The 16,007-nt window shown below is 56.4% G+C and carries 14 protein-coding genes and 1 riboswitch; of the genes, 9 read left to right on the forward strand and 5 right to left on the reverse strand.

The genetic code is table 11. From position 1 onward, the window contains the following. The first annotated feature begins 251 nt into the window (after positions 1–251). The 7 genes from ACR0CW_RS11965 (at position 252) to ACR0CW_RS11995 (ending at position 6,853) form a co-directional block, all read left to right on the forward strand. Positions 252–2,306 (forward strand): alkyl/aryl-sulfatase, encoded by a 2,055-nt coding sequence (locus tag ACR0CW_RS11965; RefSeq protein ID WP_480787954.1) that lies wholly within the window; start codon positions 252–254, stop codon positions 2,304–2,306. Positions 2,307–2,520: 214 nt separating this feature from the next. Then, positions 2,521–2,742 carry a hypothetical protein gene (locus ACR0CW_RS11970; protein ID WP_480787955.1) on the forward strand — a complete coding sequence of 74 codons (222 nt, stop codon included), beginning with the start codon at positions 2,521–2,523 and terminating at the stop codon, positions 2,740–2,742. Continuing rightward, positions 2,739–3,242, forward strand: a complete 504-nt coding sequence (locus tag ACR0CW_RS11975) for a hypothetical protein (RefSeq protein WP_480787956.1) — start codon at positions 2,739–2,741, stop codon at positions 3,240–3,242. Before ACR0CW_RS11970 ends, ACR0CW_RS11975 begins: the two co-directional genes overlap by 4 nt. Before the next feature lie 59 nt (positions 3,243–3,301). Next, positions 3,302–3,508: riboswitch (cobalamin riboswitch) on the forward strand. 241 nt (positions 3,509–3,749) lie between these two features. Continuing rightward, on the forward strand, positions 3,750–4,106 hold the full coding sequence (locus ACR0CW_RS11980) for a DUF1636 family protein (protein WP_480787957.1): 357 nt from the start codon (positions 3,750–3,752) through the stop codon (positions 4,104–4,106). Then, positions 4,103–4,879 (forward strand): ABC transporter ATP-binding protein, encoded by a 777-nt coding sequence (locus ACR0CW_RS11985; protein WP_170333510.1) that lies wholly within the window; start codon positions 4,103–4,105, stop codon positions 4,877–4,879. The genes ACR0CW_RS11980 and ACR0CW_RS11985 overlap by 4 nt, the downstream gene beginning before the upstream one ends. Before the next feature lie 12 nt (positions 4,880–4,891). Further along, positions 4,892–5,842: an ABC transporter substrate-binding protein gene (locus ACR0CW_RS11990; RefSeq protein ID WP_196223531.1), complete on the forward strand. Its 951-nt coding sequence runs from the start codon at positions 4,892–4,894 to the stop codon at positions 5,840–5,842. Continuing rightward, positions 5,843–6,853: a FecCD family ABC transporter permease gene (locus ACR0CW_RS11995; RefSeq protein WP_155148497.1), complete on the forward strand. Its 1,011-nt coding sequence runs from the start codon at positions 5,843–5,845 to the stop codon at positions 6,851–6,853. Between the two features lie 81 nt (positions 6,854–6,934). Here the strand turns inward: ACR0CW_RS11995 and ACR0CW_RS12000 are convergent, their stop codons facing one another. Further along, on the reverse strand, positions 6,935–7,837 hold the full coding sequence (locus ACR0CW_RS12000; protein WP_480787958.1) for a LysR family transcriptional regulator: 903 nt from the start codon (positions 7,835–7,837) through the stop codon (positions 6,935–6,937). A gap of 104 nt (positions 7,838–7,941) precedes the next feature. On the opposite strand from ACR0CW_RS12000, the gene ACR0CW_RS12005 reads away from it, so the two are divergent. Beyond that, a complete protein-coding gene (locus ACR0CW_RS12005) occupies positions 7,942–8,865 on the forward strand; it encodes a tyrosine-protein phosphatase (RefSeq protein WP_480787959.1) in 924 nt (307 codons plus the stop codon). 14 nt (positions 8,866–8,879) lie between these two features. Here the strand turns inward: ACR0CW_RS12005 and ACR0CW_RS12010 are convergent, their stop codons facing one another. From ACR0CW_RS12010 to ACR0CW_RS12020, 3 genes are read right to left on the reverse strand one after another with little or no spacing between them, the layout of a single operon-like run. Next, the gene (locus tag ACR0CW_RS12010) at positions 8,880–9,845 is read right to left on the reverse strand and encodes a sensor histidine kinase (protein ID WP_480787960.1); all 966 of its coding nucleotides are present in this window, start codon (positions 9,843–9,845) and stop codon (positions 8,880–8,882) included. Further along, the gene (locus ACR0CW_RS12015; RefSeq protein ID WP_480787961.1) at positions 9,833–10,510 is read right to left on the reverse strand and encodes a response regulator transcription factor; all 678 of its coding nucleotides are present in this window, start codon (positions 10,508–10,510) and stop codon (positions 9,833–9,835) included. Before ACR0CW_RS12015 ends, ACR0CW_RS12010 begins: the two co-directional genes overlap by 13 nt. After that, positions 10,488–11,963 (reverse strand): DUF4153 domain-containing protein, encoded by a 1,476-nt coding sequence (locus tag ACR0CW_RS12020; RefSeq protein ID WP_480787962.1) that lies wholly within the window; start codon positions 11,961–11,963, stop codon positions 10,488–10,490. The genes ACR0CW_RS12015 and ACR0CW_RS12020 overlap by 23 nt, the downstream gene beginning before the upstream one ends. A gap of 174 nt (positions 11,964–12,137) precedes the next feature. On the opposite strand from ACR0CW_RS12020, the gene ACR0CW_RS12025 reads away from it, so the two are divergent. Further along, positions 12,138–14,444 (forward strand): Tex family protein, encoded by a 2,307-nt coding sequence (locus ACR0CW_RS12025; RefSeq protein WP_480787963.1) that lies wholly within the window; start codon positions 12,138–12,140, stop codon positions 14,442–14,444. Positions 14,445–14,494: 50 nt separating this feature from the next. Here ACR0CW_RS12025 and ACR0CW_RS12030 read toward each other — a convergent pair whose 3' ends face one another. Then, on the reverse strand, positions 14,495–15,754 hold the full coding sequence (locus tag ACR0CW_RS12030) for a replication initiation protein (RefSeq protein ID WP_480787964.1): 1,260 nt from the start codon (positions 15,752–15,754) through the stop codon (positions 14,495–14,497). Positions 15,755–16,007 lie beyond the last annotated feature (253 nt).

The raw sequence follows: 16,007 nt of genomic DNA on the forward strand, positions 1-16,007 counted from the left end.
GATCAACGGCTCTTACTCTGTTTACCTCACAGGTAGCAACATGTTCGCACTTCACGGAACGATGCGGATGGCTAGGACAGGCGGACTGTTTGCCAATTCGGCGAGCTTCAAGGGGTCAAGGAGAGCGCCTGAATGTCGGCCATCATCGCCACCGACGCATCTACGTATGCCGAATATACGCGCGGCGACGCCCATTCTTTTTCTGCCCCATACGAATTCTGACACCACCATCCACAGGAGCCGTTCCAAATATGGCACGCCGAAACTTTTTGGTACTGACAACCGCGCTGCTGGGCCTCACTGCCAGCGTCGCGACCGCGCAGGAACATTTTGACCCCAAGGGCAAAGCGCCCTCGCGCTTCACCGTCGAATTTCAGGAGTTGATGCGTGACTCTCTGCCGTTCGAAGATCAGCGCGACTTTGAAGAAAGCAGCAAGGGTCTAATCGCCGTCCCCGACTACCGTCAGATCAAAACCGAAGACGGCACCGTTGCCTGGGACATCGGCAGCTATGACTTCCTGCTTGAGGAAGGTCAGGAATTCGACTCGATCCACCCGTCGCTTCAGCGTCAGGCAATTCTGAACATGAACTATGGTCTGTTTGAGATTCTGGATGACAAAATCTATCAGGTCCGCGGTTTCGACCTGTCCAACATTTCGTTCATTCGGGGCGACACTGGCTGGATCATCTTTGATCCGCTGGCTTCGAAAGAAACAGCCGCAGCAGCGCTGAAACTACTAAACGACACGGTCGGCGAACTTCCCGTTAAGGCCGTAGTCTATTCACACTCGCATGCTGACCACTATGGCGGCGTTCGTGGTGTCATCACTGACGAAGACGTTGCAGACGGAGTCGAGGTCATCGCGCCAGCTGGCTTCATGGAACATGCGGTTTCCGAGAACGTCTATGCAGGCAACGTGATGAACCGCCGCCTGTTCTTCCAATATGGCGTGCTGCTGCCGCGTAACCCCTATGGTCACGTGGATCAGTCGATCGGTAAGAACATCTCGGCCGGGACCACCGGCCTGATCGAGCCAACCCGCTATGTCTCGGACGATTATGAAGAGATCACCATTGATGGTGTCCGTATGATCTTCCAGAACACGCCCGGCACCGAAGCCCCTGCCGAGATGAACACCTATTTCCCAGACCTCAAGGCCTTCTGGGCGGCGGAAAACATCACCGGCACGATCCACAATATCTACACCCTGCGCGGTGCACTGGTCCGCGATGCGCTGAGCTGGTCTAAGCACATCAACGATGCGTTGTACGAGTTCGGCCAGGAGGCAGAGGTGATGTTTGCTTCTCACTCCTGGCCACGGTTCGGCAATGACCGCATTCAGGAAGTGATGCGGGCGCAGCGCGATACCTATGCCAACCTCAACAACGGCGTTCTGAACCTCGCCAACAAGGGTGTCACCATCAATGAGGTGCACAATGTCTATGAGGTACCGGAAAGCCTGCAGCAGCAATGGGCGGCGCGCAGCTATCACGGTTCCGTCGAGCATAACAGCCGTGCGGTTATCAACCGATACCTGGGGTATTGGGATGCTAACCCGACCACGCTGACACCGCTTTCGCCCGAAGACAGCGCTCCGTTGTTTGTCGAGATGATGGGCGGGGCCGAACCGATCATGGCGAAAGGGCAAGAACTGGTCGATGCCGGCAAGTATTTGGAGGCGACCGAGATCCTCAACAAACTGGTTTATGCCGAACCGCAGAACCAGGCTGCCAAAGACCTGCTTGCCGACGCGTTCGAGCAGATCGGGTACCAAAAGGAAAGCCCGTCGGTTCGCAACTCATTCCTGGGCGCGGCCTATGAACTGCGCAACGGTATCCCGCAGGGCGCCACCATCGAGACCACCGGTCCGGACACGATCAAGGCGATGCAGACCACCATGTGGCTGGATTTTCTCGGCATCCGCGTCAACAGCGAAAAAGCGGCCGACATGGAGTTCACCATCAACCTGTCGATTCCGGATCGCGATGAAAACATTGTGGTTGAAATGAGCAACGCCACCCTGACCCATATCGTTGACCAGACTGCGGAAAACGCCGACCTGTCGATCAGTCTGAACCGCGCTGATCTAGAAAAGGTCATGACCGGCGAACGTAAGCTGACCGACATGCTGGCAGATGGCACCGCCAAATCTGAAGGCGATACCGAGATCGTGGCACAACTGGCTTCGACACTCGATCAGTTCGATCTTGGCTTCGAACTGATGCCGGGCACCGGCGCGCAGGATCTGACCCCTGAAGCGAATGACTTTGCCCAGCCTGCGCTCGCGAATTCCAACGGCGGCTGATAACCCCATCAGTTAGCTGACCCAGGTTCGCAGGGTTGGCTTTCGCCTTGGAAGGCGGGTTTTCCCGCCGGAAGACGGGCCGTCGCAACCGGTCCGTCTTTTCCTTATTGCTTTTTCCGACTATTTTTGTCAGTTAAGCACCGACCTAGTCAGATTCTCTGGATTCACGCCCGGTCACCGCCCTGCCCGACGCTGACCAAGAGACAACCAGATAATGACAAAATCGCTTGCTGACCTGCTGGCCATGGATGCTGTTGCCAGCCGACATGGATGTGCATTGAAACCGAAACTCCGCGAGGCCATCGAAGCCGACCTGCGGTTCCCTGCACATGCCACCGCACCCCGCCCACAAACAGAACTGACCGCAGATGAGCTGCCGGAAAACGTGCTCAGCCTGTCGGCGCATTCCCCAAATTCTGAAAGGAAGCGCGCATGAGCTTTTCAGTCTATGGATCAAACGGCGACAGACCAGCTGCGGGCAGACCAGACTTCGATGATTTTGAGCTGGGACTGTTGCCTGTTATGCGACACTTCATCCTCAGTTTTGCCGATCCCGATACGCAATCGTGGCAACACGCCTATTCCACGGCCATCGAACGCTGGGGCGTTGATCAGGGCCTGAACATCGCGCATCTGATCTATAAAATCGTCAAGGTCACATTGCATTGCCGCCCGGCGGGGCTGGCCTTCAACGACCCGCTTTGCCTTGAACAGCGTGGGTCACTGACATGCGATGAGCTTGCGCTGATGAAGATGCTGCATCACATGCGGCGCGACAACACGCCCGAAGCGCGCGATGCCGTCAACCTTGTTACAGGCGGCTATCCGGATCCCCATCTGATTCAGGCTGGTCTGACGCTTGCCAATCGCTTTCCGACCGGTAGCGACCGACGCGGCGACACCACCCGCCGGCCGATGCTTCGGGTCGTGAAGTAAAAACCTATCCCTGCGTTGACCAAGCCTTCAGCTGGCGCTTGACAACGCTATCGACACCAGACTAGCTGACACGAGATGGTTCCCGGCGGTTTGTCCGAGGGATGAAAATGGGAATACGGTGCGGTGCGTTCTGCGTACCAATGCCGTGACTGCCCCCGCAACTGTAGGCGGAGAGCGAAGCCAAAAGACCACTGGCCCAAAGGCCGGGAAGGTTGGCCAAGCATCGACCCGCAAGTCAGGAGACCTGCCATCAGATGTTTAACCAACCCGGGGCGGGGCGTCCTGGAAGGAGGCTTTGATGGCGCGTAATCTGCGTGTGTACATATACGGCACCTTCTGTCCGCACTTGGCAACAAGTGGAGCGGACCATGCCGGAAGCAAATAAACTCTTCGCTTTGTATTTTCAAAACCGGCAGTGGCACAGCATCGCAAATCCGAGCTGTAATAAATTACTTGTTACGTTATTACATTGCTTATCACCCGGATTGTCAGTAAGTGGAGCGCGTAATGCCTGAAAACTCTGATCATTTCCTGTTGATTTGCGAGACCTGTCAGGGCTCGGACAGTGCCGATGCGCTTCGAACGGCGATTGCGGACAAGCTTCCGTCCTGCTTCGCAATCCGAGGGGTTTCCTGCATGGCTGGCTGTTCACATCCTACGACCGTTGGCTTTCAGGCTGCGGACAAAGCGCAATACCTGTTCGGTCGCATTAGTTCAGCGCAGGACATTGAAGCGCTGGCCGCGTTTGCCTGGCAATATCAGGACAGCGCCGACGGCTGGACCAATGCCACGGACAGACCCCCTGCCCTTTACACCAAAACCTTGTCGCGCATGCCGCGCATCTTGTCTGGAGGTCAGGCATGACATTTCTGGTTGCCGAAAATCTCGAGTACTATGCATTGAACGGTGATGTGCTGCTGCAGGGTGTGTCCTTTGATCTGGACGAGGGATCAGTACTGGCCATCGCAGGCCCGAACGGCGCGGGCAAAACCACCCTGCTGAACCTGCTATGTGGTGTCGAAACCATCGCGCTTGGGGATGTACTGATACGCGGTCAAAGCCTGCGATCGCTATCGCCTCAGGACCGCGCCCGGACCATCGCTGTTGTAAGCCAGCAGGAACTGCCCGATGGACGGTTACGACTGAGAGATTACGTAGCCTTGGGGCAGATTCCCATCAAAGGCGACCGATCTGCAGATGAACATAAACAGGCATTGGACAGGATATTTGACCTGACCGAGCTGCATCATCTGGCAGGCAAGCAGATGTCGACCCTATCAGGAGGCGAGCGTCAGCGCGCTCATATTGCGCGCGCTTTGGCCCAAAACCCGTCGCTGCTGTTTCTGGACGAACCCACCAACCATCTGGATCCCGATGCCAAGGGGCGCATGCTCTCGCTGGTCGCCGATCTTGGTATCACCGTGGTCATGATCGTCCACGATCTGGTCATGATCCCTGAGTTCGCCACCCATGTTGCGTTGATGAAATCCACCCGACTGACGGGTTTTGGACCAGTCAGCAACATCCTGACGCCACAGCGCGTGCGCGAAACCTTTGGCGTCGAATACCTGTGTTTTCAACACGAAGACCGGGTGATCCCCGCACTCGACATCCGAAAAACCAAGCTTACAAACTGACAGGAGCTTTCCATGAACCTGAAACTCTGGCCCGTGGCGCTGATCACCGGCCTCGCCACCAGTGCGGCCGCACATGAGGTCACCGTAGACAATTGCGGCGAACCGCTTGTTTTTGACTCAACGCCCGAACGGCTGGTCGTGCACGACATGAACATGACCGACATGGCCTTTGCGCTTGGCCTGCAGGACAAGATCGTCGGCCTGACTGGCATCACTGGATGGTACAAGACCAGCCCGGAATTCGATACGCTGCGCGGTGACATCCCCGAACTGGCGCCGAAATACCCCACTGTCGAAAATCTGGTAGCAGTAGAACCCGATCTTTTCTTTGCCGGGTGGTACTATGGCATGAAGCCCGGCGGCGAAGTCACTCCGGACACGCTGGCCCCCTTTGGTATCAAGACCATGGTCCTGACCGAAAGCTGCGTGCATCTGAACAAGGACCGGCCTGAAGCCAGCATGGACCTGTTGTTCGATGACGTTCTGCGTCTGGGCAAAGTCATGCATGTTGAGGACAAGGCCGAAGCACTGGTCGATGGCTGGAAAGGCCAGCTGTCTGCCATCGAAGCCAAAACCGCAGATCTGGCGAAACCCCGCGTCTTCCTGCTGGATGGTCCGGCTGATGCGCCTTTTACCGCGGGCAAGTTCGCAATCCCTGACGCGATGATCACTGCCGCTGGTGGCGAAAACGTAACCCATGATCTGGACACCAGCTGGGGCCGCACCTCGTGGGAGGCCGTCGCCGCCACGAACCCTGAATTCCTGGTTCTGCTGGACTACCAGACCGGCAACGGCGCTGCGGATACCTTCAAATTCCTGCAGGAGCACCCCGTGATGTCCCAGACCGACGCAGTCAAGAATGAACGCTGGATCGGTCTGCGCTACGAAGAGCTGACACCTGGACCGGCAAACATCGAAGCGATCGAGAAAATGGCGCGCGAAATGCACGCCGAGATCAACTGAATGGGCCCGTTGGGCCGGACAACACTGCTGGGGGCGGCCGTTCTGGTCGCCCTTTTGCTGGTGTCGACAATCTATGGCACCACGCCGATCCCTGTTGCGGACGTCCTGACCGCCATTTCGCTTGGCACTGGCATCAGCGAAGGCGACATGTCCCCGCTGCATCGGATCGTGTTCGACCTGCGTTTACCACGCGCTCTTTTTGCTGCTGTCATCGGCGCGGGCCTTGGTGTTGTCGGGGTCGTGCTTCAGACCACCACCCGAAACGATCTTGCCGACCCGTTCCTGTTCGGCCTGTCCTCTGGCGCTGCCGCAGGTGCAGTTCTGGTTATCACCGTTACCGGCGATGTTCTGGGCATCTGGACCTTGCCGCTTGCAGCCTTTTGCGGTGGTCTCATCGCATCCGGGGTTGTTCTGGCTTTGGTGCAGAGCTTACGCACAAGTGCACCGGAAAAACTGATCCTTGCCGGGCTTTCGGTCTCATTCCTGTTCTCGGCAATTACCAACTATCTGATCTTTGCCGGCGACAACCGAGCAGCCCATTCCGTGATTTTCTGGATGCTGGGCGGGCTTGGATTGGCGCGGTGGGAAACCTTCCCTCTTGTCCTTGCAGGGCTTGGCCTGATCCTAGCCTATGCACTCTACCGCAGCCGATGGCTGGATGCGCTGCTGACCGGAGACTTCACCGCTTCGACTCTGGGCATACCTGTCAAAGGACTGCGATACAGACTGTTCTTTGCAGCAGCTTTGGCGACGGCAGCGTTTGTATCTGTGGCGGGCGTGATCGGGTTCGTCGGCCTTATGGTCCCGCACATTGCACGCGGTATTGCCGGGCCACTTCACAAGAACCTGTTGATAACGGCGGCGCTTGTAGGAGCCGTGCTGCTGACCCTCTCAGACATTCTGTCCAGACTTCTGCTGGCACCACAGGAACTGCCCGTGGGTATCGTGACAACATCGATCGGGTCGCTCTTTGTGTTCATTTACCTGTTCAGATCGGGAAGGCGTGGCTGACCGGTTGAACCGGTCACATGGGATGATTGGTGACCAGCGGGTGTTCTCTTGCAGACCGCTTGCTGAGTCGGGGGGTCTCAGCTATCTTCTGCCAACCTGATGATCACCTATCCAGGCGCGCTGATCCCAACTGCTGATCTGTTCAATTGCCCATCTCATGACAGGACCATCCACCGAAGGATTTGAGGTCAGAAAATCAACGGTTTTCAGGATCGCATTCTGCGCAAACGCATAGTCAATCACCTTTAGTTCGCCATCCAACACATCACGCTCGACCGTAGTAACCGGGAGCTCGGCCCAGCCGAGACCATCGCTCACCAACTGCTTGCGAATATCCGGATTTACGGACACCCAGACATCCGGGCTGAAGTGTCGTTTGCTTGACGATGGCCACCCTTCCACGATCTGCCGGTAACAGGCCAAATCACTTCGGCTGACACGTTTCTTAGCTGCCAGAGGGTGATCAGCACGACAAACCGGAACAATCCTTTGAAACCCGATGCCGCGGCTTTGATAATGTCGTTCCCCTTCCAGTGCCTGAGTTACAAATGCGCCATTGGCCTCGCCACTCTCGAACGCATTCAGGATCATGTCCCTTGGTTGCTGTTCGATGCTCAACTCGATCACGGGAAAGGTCTCGGACAGTTCCCCAATTAAGCTTCTGACCCGTTCGACCAGCAACCCATCCTCGACATAAAGTGAAAAACTAGGCTCCATCGCACCGTTCAGCGCTTCTGCCTGACCACGCAAGGCGTCAACGCTTTCCAGCACTGTTCTGGCATGTCGCAGCACCGAGATGCCCTGCTCGGTCAAAACCGGCCGATAGCCTTCTCGATCAAAGAGCGGCAGATTCAGGTCAATTTCGAGATTTGAGATCGTCGTGCTGATAACGGACTGAGCCTTGCCCAGATTACGTGCTGCGGCAGAGAATGAGCCACAGTCGGCAGCAGCAACAAACGCACGAAGCTGATCGATATCAGACATTGAAAACTCCATCAGAAATTACGATAGAGTTTAACTTTCTATATCACATATCAGTCTGGTTAAAGGGCGCGGAAAGAATCGGCTTTGCTGTGAGGACAACACAAATGAGAACGCTCCCTCTTCTGGTCATGGGTGCAGGAACACTGAGCCTGCTTACCCCCGGGCACATGGCTGCTGCACAATCGCCGGCATGTCAGACTTCGCTGGATATTGATGTTCCGGCCGAGTGCGAGACCATTCCCGTGACACATCCCGTTGAAGGGCTTGGGAATTTTCGGCAGCTGACCACACCCGACAACGGGATCAAACCAAATCTGCTATTTCGTTCGGATCAACTGGATGAGTTGTCCGAGAGCGCAGTATCAGAACTGACCGCCATTGGTATTGAAACCATAGTCGACCTGCGTTCGCATGAAGAGCTGGAAACCCACCCTAACACGCGGCTTGATACGGTCAGTTTTGATGTCAATCTGCCAATCGGCTCTGATCCCGCTGACATAGCCAAGATCATGCCGGTCGAAGTTGCAACGCAGATCCGTCCCTTGTGGTTCGATGGCAAGTTCGACGAAATTGATCAATTACTGGATGATCATAACGTAGACCTGCCGCAGGTACGGATCGATCGCTACCGTGATTTTGCGACCAAGTTCGATCCGCAGGTCTCACGTTTCCTGCATCTGCTGACCGATGATCAGAACTTCCCACTGCTTTTTCACTGTGCCGGAGGCAAAGACCGGACCGGATATCTGGCGGCGGTCACTCTGCTGACGCTGGGCTATTCCGAGCAGGATGTGATGCGCGATTACCTGACCACAAATCTCTATACTTTCGACGAATTGGAACAGTTGGTTGGCAAAGGTCCGCAATCGCTCCAACCCGCATTTGGGGCCCATCCCGAGCAGATCCATGCATCGCTGCAGACCATCACCGACAAACACGGTTCATTCGAAGCCTATCGTCGTGATGTTCTGGGAATCAGTGACGCTGAGGTTCAGATGATCCGGCAGAACTTGCTAATCCAGAACTGATCAAAAAGCGTGCTTCAGGCCTGCGGAAACAGGATTTCAAACCGGGCGCCATAATCGGACGAAACCAGATCGATCCGGGCACCGTGTGCGGCCAGCAAATTTGAGGTAATGTTCAGACCCATTCCTGTGCCACCCTGTTCACGCGCAGTGGTGAAGAATGGCGCAAAGATACGGTCCCGGTTCCCTTCGGAAATGCCGGGGCCGTCATCCTGCACGACCACTCGCCCCGGGGTCGAGGTCAGGCTGACCCGCCCTGCCCCATGGCGGCGCGCATTGTCCAATAGCTGCCCAAACACCACTTTCATGCCCGAAATAGCCAGGGGCTGCGGCACCTCAGCACCATCGATGGACAGCTCAATTTCAGGAAACTCATCGCGCAGTGTCGCCTCCAGCTCCGCAAGTGTTGTTTGGCCGTGATGCTCGGGCACACGAGACGCGGCGACCTGATTTAAAGCGCGCAGTTGGGTCTGCATCTGATCATTGGCACCGATGATCTGATTCAAAACGACGCGATCCTGATCATCCAACCCTTCTGCGTCCTGCAGCAATTCTGCCGCGGCGCGCACGGCTGTAACCGGCGTTTTCAGTTCATGCGTCACATGGTCGGCGAAGTTGCGGATCGACGCCTCGCGCCTCTGCAGCGTAGCCGCCATATCCAGAACCGATCCTGCAAGGCGAGATAGCTCCTGTGTTCCGTAATGACCCGGTGGCGAGGCAGATTCGCCCTTGTGAACAGCGGATGAATACTCAGCCAGTGCAGTTATCGGCCTCAACAACAGACGTACTAGCAAATATCCCAGAAATGCGGTGGCCAGACCAATCAACACGGCAAGCAGAATTGCAGCGTTGCGAAACCCAATCTCGGGGCCAAGATAACGCAGGGCAATTAGGCCAAGCAAAGACAAGGCCAATGTTCCGGCCAATCCTCCACCCAGAACCAAACCAAGTGATGGGCGCCATTTACGCCTTAGCCTTGCCATTGGCCCATCCGCAACCCGATGCCGTGCACGGTTTCAATCGCACTTGCCCAGCCCTGATCCCCCAGCTTGCGCCGCAAATTTCGCAGGTGACTGTCGAGCGTACGGTCCGAGACAGGGCTGCCTGAACCATAAATGGCGTCGATCAGTTGCGGCCGCGAAACAATTGCCTCGGGCGTTTGCATCAAGCGCCGCAGGATCGACAATTCAGTCGCGGTCAGCGTCAGTGCTTCGCCCTCCACCTTTGCCGAATGCCCAGTCGGGTCCAATTCAAGTGGTCCATAGCGCAGAACCGTTGCAGCACCACGGACTGTACTGCGCTTTAAAATGGCCTTGATTCGCGCCACCAACTCACGCGGGCTGAAGGGCTTGGTGACATAATCATCCGCACCGAGTTCAAGTCCCAGCACCCGATCAATCTCATCATCGCGTGCGGTCAGAAACAGGATCGGTATGTCCGACCGCGCACGCAGCCTTCGACAGACCTCCAGCCCATCCAACTCGGGCAGGCCAACATCCAGAACAACCAGATCAGGCGCCTCCCGCATGGCATGGGTCAGGGCCATCTGCCCGTCGCGCGCAGTAACGACCTGGTATCCGGCGCGCTCCAATGTGATGGAAACCAGCTCGCGCAGGCGCGGGTCGTCATCCACGACGAGGATTTTCATAGCCAGTCTCCGATCCCAATTCAGCGTTCAGACTACGGCTCACCCGATCCACGCGAAACCCCCATTCGCGCCAGTTGTCAATATGTGGGGGGTAAATTGCGCAACCCGTCGGGCGCGGAGAGGCCGCAATCTCGGCCGAGGCCATCGGACCCAGCTGGCAAACATAGTACTCATCGTATCGTTCGGTGTGCCGTAGGTTTTCACGGGCGATGACAGCGGCAAAATTCACAAATGAACACGCATAAAGGACCACAAGTCCAAGGGCAGCAGATCGCAGCAGCAACCATCTGTTTGACCGCCCTCTGAGGATTTGCCATGCAGTCAGGCAAAGCCCCGCCGCAACAAGTCCCATCCAGATCGCCGCATGGATGCGCAGATAGGTCAGACCGTATTCCTGCACATAGATCGACAGACGCAGGATCGACGAAATCACCAACAAAACGTTTTGCCCAAGCCAAAGCATCATCCAACCGGTTAACCCCTTGCGCTCGGTCAGATAAGGCCGCGCGGCCAATGCAAATGCGCCAGCGAGCAAGGCAGTAACCAACAGGGGGTATGCCCCGCGATGGGCATATTCGGCATGGCTCATACCGTCGGGCAATTCGACATTACCCCACAGGAAAAAGGCATCCATTACGGTCTGAACCGCCAGCATCAGATTGAAGAGGATCAATGCATTCGCCACGGATTGCGCGTTCAGCCCAATCGCCGGCAGTTTTCGCTGTTTGGCGGGCCCGGACTTCGGTGACAGTATTCCCGGCTGGGATGCAACCGCCAGGACAGGCCAGATCATTATCGCAGTGCCAATCCAGAACAGCACCCGCTCAAACCGGATATCAAAACTCCAAAGACCATCCACCCATTCAAACAGAACGGGATTCGCCGAGACCATCAGGCTCGCCAGAACCAGAGCGCCCCCAATCGGAAAGGCCCAGGCCCGCAGAAACTGCAGACCAATTCTGTCTTTGTCAGGCAATGCCTGACCATTGCGAAGCGCACCGATCAATTGCCAGATAGCCAGAATAGGCCACAGACCCAGAAACCGGCGGACGGCAGCGCCCAGATCATGCCTGCTGCCCAAAACAGCCCAGCACAGCGCCACTGTCGATCCGCCAATCAGAAAAGCGATGGACAAGGCCTGCACATATTCCACAACAGGCAAAACGCTGAGGATCAGAAGCAATGCCGGACCAAAAAGACCTGATCGCCGACCCAGCAATACCCAAACTAAACCCGCAACAACCAGCGCGAACACTGCCAGCGAAATCCCCGGCGCATAGTCCAGAAACAACACATCTGCCAATGCAACCAACAGTGCGAGCGCACCGCCGGCCAGTTTCTTGTTCGGACTTGTGGTCCCATCAGACCGGTCCGGGGAATTTTCCGGTTCGTCCAGCCACCAGCTGTCTTGCAACACCGAGGCCGGAACGCCCCGTACAACATACTGTCCCATGATCTGCTCCTTTTTTGTGCGACCATGTCTGGCCCGAACAGGTGCAGATCACCGCGTATCGGTCGTGCAGAATTTGTGCAGAAGGCGAATTTTCTCTTGGGCCGGGCAGATGCTCTTTCCCTCCCCTGCCCTGCTGGCTAAGAAGTTCTCCCAACCGAATTTCAGGAGGCCCCTTTGGATCGTATCGCCCGCACTATCGCCACGGAAATCAACGCGCGACCCGAGCAGGTGGGTGCCGCAGTCAGGCTTCTGGATGAAGGGGCGACCGTGCCTTTTGTCGCACGTTACCGTAAAGAGGTAACGGGCGGGCTGGATGACAGCCAGCTACGAACGCTGGCTGATCGCCTGACCTATCTGCGAGAGCTTGAGGCCCGGCGTGAAACGATCCTGAACTCGATCAAGGATCAGGGAAAGCTGACCGATGATCTGGTCAAATCCATTGCGCAGGCTGATACCAAAGCGCAGTTGGAAGACATCTATCTGCCCTACAAACCCAAACGCCGCACCAAGGCCATGATCGCGCGCGAAAACGGGTTGGAGCCGCTGGTAGATGCAATCCTGAATGACCGGTCGGCAAACCCCGAAACGATGGCCGAAGCCTACGTGACCGAAGCGGTGCCAACCACAAGGGACGCTCTGAACGGTGCCCGGGATATCATCACCGAGCGCCTGACAGAAAACGCGACTTTGCTGGGTGAGTTGCGGAGCTTCATGCAAAGCGAAGCCCTGCTGACCTCTAAGCTGATAGAGGGCAAAGACAAAGAAGGCGCCAAATTCAGCGACTATTTTGAACACTCCGAGCTGTGGGCAAAGGTTCCCTCTCACCGTGCACTGGCAATGTTGCGCGCGTCCAAAGAAGGAATTGTGACGCTGGATATCGCGCCGGAACCCGAGGCAGGCGCGGCAAGGGCTGAAGCCATTGTTGCCTCTCATCTGCAGACGCGCAGCGATCAGCCGGGCGATCTATGGCTACGCAAAGTGGCGGGCTGGACCTGGCGGGTGAAACTGTCGCTGTCGATGATGGTTGAGTTGATGGCTGATCTGCGCTCACGCGCACAAGATGAGGCAATTCAGGTTTTCTCTCGCAATCTCAAGGACTTACTGTTCGCCGCCCCTGCCGGGGCACGCGCCACGTTGGGTCTGGACCCCGGTATTCGGACCGGAGTGAAAGCAGCAGTAGTCGATGCAACCGGCAAAGTGGTCGCGACGGATACACTGTATCCATTTCAGCCCAAGAACGATCTGCGCGGCGCGCAGGCTGCTATTCTGAACCTGATCAGCGCTCATAAGATCGAGCTGATTGCCATCGGCAATGGCACTGCCAGCCGCGAGACGGAGCGGCTGGTGGCAGACACCCTCAGCCTGTTGCCTAAAACGGTGAAAGCGCCAACCAAGGTTGTCGTGTCCGAGGCCGGTGCCTCGGTCTATTCAGCCTCAGAACTGGCGGCGCGTGAATTCCCGGATCTGGACGTGTCCCTGCGTGGTGCTGTGTCCATCGCCCGGCGCCTGCAGGATCCTCTGGCAGAACTTGTGAAGATCGAGCCCAAGTCGATCGGTGTCGGTCAGTACCAGCACGACGTGGACCAACATCGCCTGTCACAATCGCTCGAGTCAGTGATCGAAGATGTGGTAAACGCTGTCGGGGTCGATCTGAACACGGCTTCAGCTCCCCTGCTCTCTCATGTCTCGGGTCTTGGCCCGGGTCTTGCCGAAGCAATTGTCACACATCGCGATCTGAATGGCGCATTCGGATCACGCAAGGATTTGCTGAATGTGGCCCGACTTGGACCACGCGCCTTTGAACAATGTGCGGGCTTCCTACGCATTCGCGACGGGGCCGAACCGCTGGACGCCTCTTCGGTTCACCCTGAGGCCTATGACGTTGCACGACGAGTTGTCGCTGCCTGTGGACGCGATATCCGCCAGATCATGGGGAACGACGGTGCATTGAAAGGGCTGCGCGCCGAGCAATTCGTAAATGACACATTCGGGCTGCCAACCGTGCGGGACATCTTTGCCGAGCTCGAGAAACCAGGTCGTGACCCTCGCCCCAGCTTTGTGACCGCCTCTTTCACGGACGGCGTCGAAGAGATCACGGATCTAAAACCCGGAATGGTGCTGGAAGGGACAGTCACAAATGTCGCCGCCTTTGGTGCCTTTGTGGATATTGGCGTTCATCAGGACGGTCTGGTTCACGTCAGCCAATTGGCAGACCGGTTCGTCAAAGATCCGCATGAGGTGGTCAAAACCGGGCAGGTTGTCAAAGTCCGCGTTGTCGAAGTGGACGTGCCTCGCAAACGCATTGGGCTGACCATGCGCAAGGACGGTGGTGCATCTGCCCGCGATGATCAGGCCTCTCGCGGGCCTAAGAAGCAACATGCTCACTCAAAACCACGATCATCACAACACGCAAAATCTGGCCATAATGCGCAGCACAGCGCACTTGGTGACGCGCTGCGCGACGCATTCAAAAAGCAATAAAGGCTGGTGACTACGAAACCCTCTGCCTTTCCTGTGCCAGAGGGTTTCTTTTACTGGAATGCGTCCGGTTCCAGTTCTTCCCAAAAATCAAATATCGCCGATGCGTTCAATCCGGACCGCCAACCATGCGCACGAAAATGTTCACGGTCCAGCTCATCACTTAGTCCTGCCATGAACAGCCGCTTATCAGCGTCCCTTTGCGTGGGGTTTCGCCGCGAAACCAGTTCCTCGACGATCGAAAGTTTGCGCGCCCGTTCTGTTCTTTCAGCTGCGCGTGCATCGAAGGCCTGATCTTCTTTCGCCTTTTCTTCAGCGCGCTGGCGCGCGGCGGCAATTGCTTCGGGGCTGGGTTCTGGTGGTGTTTCTTTCCCGGGCGCTTGATAGTCGTCACGCAAAGCAGCCGACAGATACCCGACCGTCGATTTCACGTCCCCCTGCCCCGTCACATAGTCGAGCTTTTGCTGTACATAGTCTTCCCCATGCTCAGCGATCCACTGACGTGCCAGACGATCCGAGACACCCTGTTTGCGCAGCGTCTTGTAGACATCCAGATTGCGTACGCCATCGCTGTCATCAATCTCGAACATCGCTTTTTGCGGATTGCCTTTGATCCTAAAACGAATGTCCGTGACACTGCGGCCCTTCTTGCGGAACTCAGGCTCGATCAGAATGTCCGAACTTTTGTTCACCTCTGCAACTGCTGTCTTGATGATCTTGGCATTGAGGTGTTTGAAGCTGGAGTAGTAATCACTGCCATCCACCCCCATCAACTTGCGGAACACATCAAGCGCCCACCATCCGGTCGAGCCTGTGCGGACAAACCGGTAGCAGTTTTCATAAAGGGCCAGCCCGTGACCAGAGCTGAAGTTACGCTGAATATGCACATTGATGAGTGCGTAGATCTTTGGGTCATACAGCTTTTGCGCCAAGGCCGGAGAATACGCATATTCACACACGCCATTCTTAAGCTTGGCAAAGCTAAGGAGCGATGACACCCCCCATTCCTGTCTGCCTTGCTCATCGAGCATATCCCATTCGGCCACGGTTTCTGCCAGGGCTCGCAAGCTCGCGCGGAGTGTATCGAAATCATTCGAGTTGTAGCCGACCATCATCGCCAGAGTACGGGCATCGATCGTATGCGTGGTCGCAGAGGTCAGCGCATCATAGGCATTGAGCAGCAACACATTCGATAGCTTTCGCTGCAACAACGAAAGCTTGCCGCTGATGTGAATCGCGGCAACGTTCTTCTTCACCGTTTCCCGTCGCAATGCGCCGGAAAGGTGGTCCATGTCCAATTGTGTATCTGGCATGATTCTGCCTGACTGCTCGTTTTGGTATTTGTGGCACAAAAGGTACCCATGGATCAATCTTGTTTGGGTGCCCAAATACAGGATGAAGCAAATCCCGGAAACAGGTACCTAAGAGTCAGCGAGGCAGAGTTGTCCCCAGGCTGGGACCTGAATAAGAGTCCGAGCACCCAAATCAGGTTCGACTAGCGGATCAGATACCGCAACAATAGACCCTGAAACGGTAATATTTCCAATGTCCTGCGAATCGGCACCC

The organism is Ruegeria sp. CH6 (assembly GCF_056537005.1).

Coding starts and splice junctions, on each gene's coding strand:
- ACR0CW_RS11965 (WP_480787954.1), top strand. CDS start 252: ATGGCACGCCGAAACTTTTTGGTACTGACAACCGCGCTGCTGGGCCTC.
- ACR0CW_RS11970 (WP_480787955.1), top strand. CDS start 2,521: ATGACAAAATCGCTTGCTGACCTGCTGGCCATGGATGCTGTTGCCAGC.
- ACR0CW_RS11975 (WP_480787956.1), top strand. CDS start 2,739: ATGAGCTTTTCAGTCTATGGATCAAACGGCGACAGACCAGCTGCGGGC.
- ACR0CW_RS11980 (WP_480787957.1), top strand. CDS start 3,750: ATGCCTGAAAACTCTGATCATTTCCTGTTGATTTGCGAGACCTGTCAG.
- ACR0CW_RS11985 (WP_170333510.1), top strand. CDS start 4,103: ATGACATTTCTGGTTGCCGAAAATCTCGAGTACTATGCATTGAACGGT.
- ACR0CW_RS11990 (WP_196223531.1), top strand. CDS start 4,892: ATGAACCTGAAACTCTGGCCCGTGGCGCTGATCACCGGCCTCGCCACC.
- ACR0CW_RS11995 (WP_155148497.1), top strand. CDS start 5,843: ATGGGCCCGTTGGGCCGGACAACACTGCTGGGGGCGGCCGTTCTGGTC.
- ACR0CW_RS12000 (WP_480787958.1), bottom strand. CDS start 7,837: ATGTCTGATATCGATCAGCTTCGTGCGTTTGTTGCTGCTGCCGACTGT.
- ACR0CW_RS12005 (WP_480787959.1), top strand. CDS start 7,942: ATGAGAACGCTCCCTCTTCTGGTCATGGGTGCAGGAACACTGAGCCTG.
- ACR0CW_RS12010 (WP_480787960.1), bottom strand. CDS start 9,845: ATGGCAAGGCTAAGGCGTAAATGGCGCCCATCACTTGGTTTGGTTCTG.
- ACR0CW_RS12015 (WP_480787961.1), bottom strand. CDS start 10,510: ATGAAAATCCTCGTCGTGGATGACGACCCGCGCCTGCGCGAGCTGGTT.
- ACR0CW_RS12020 (WP_480787962.1), bottom strand. CDS start 11,963: ATGGGACAGTATGTTGTACGGGGCGTTCCGGCCTCGGTGTTGCAAGAC.
- ACR0CW_RS12030 (WP_480787964.1), bottom strand. CDS start 15,754: ATGCCAGATACACAATTGGACATGGACCACCTTTCCGGCGCATTGCGA.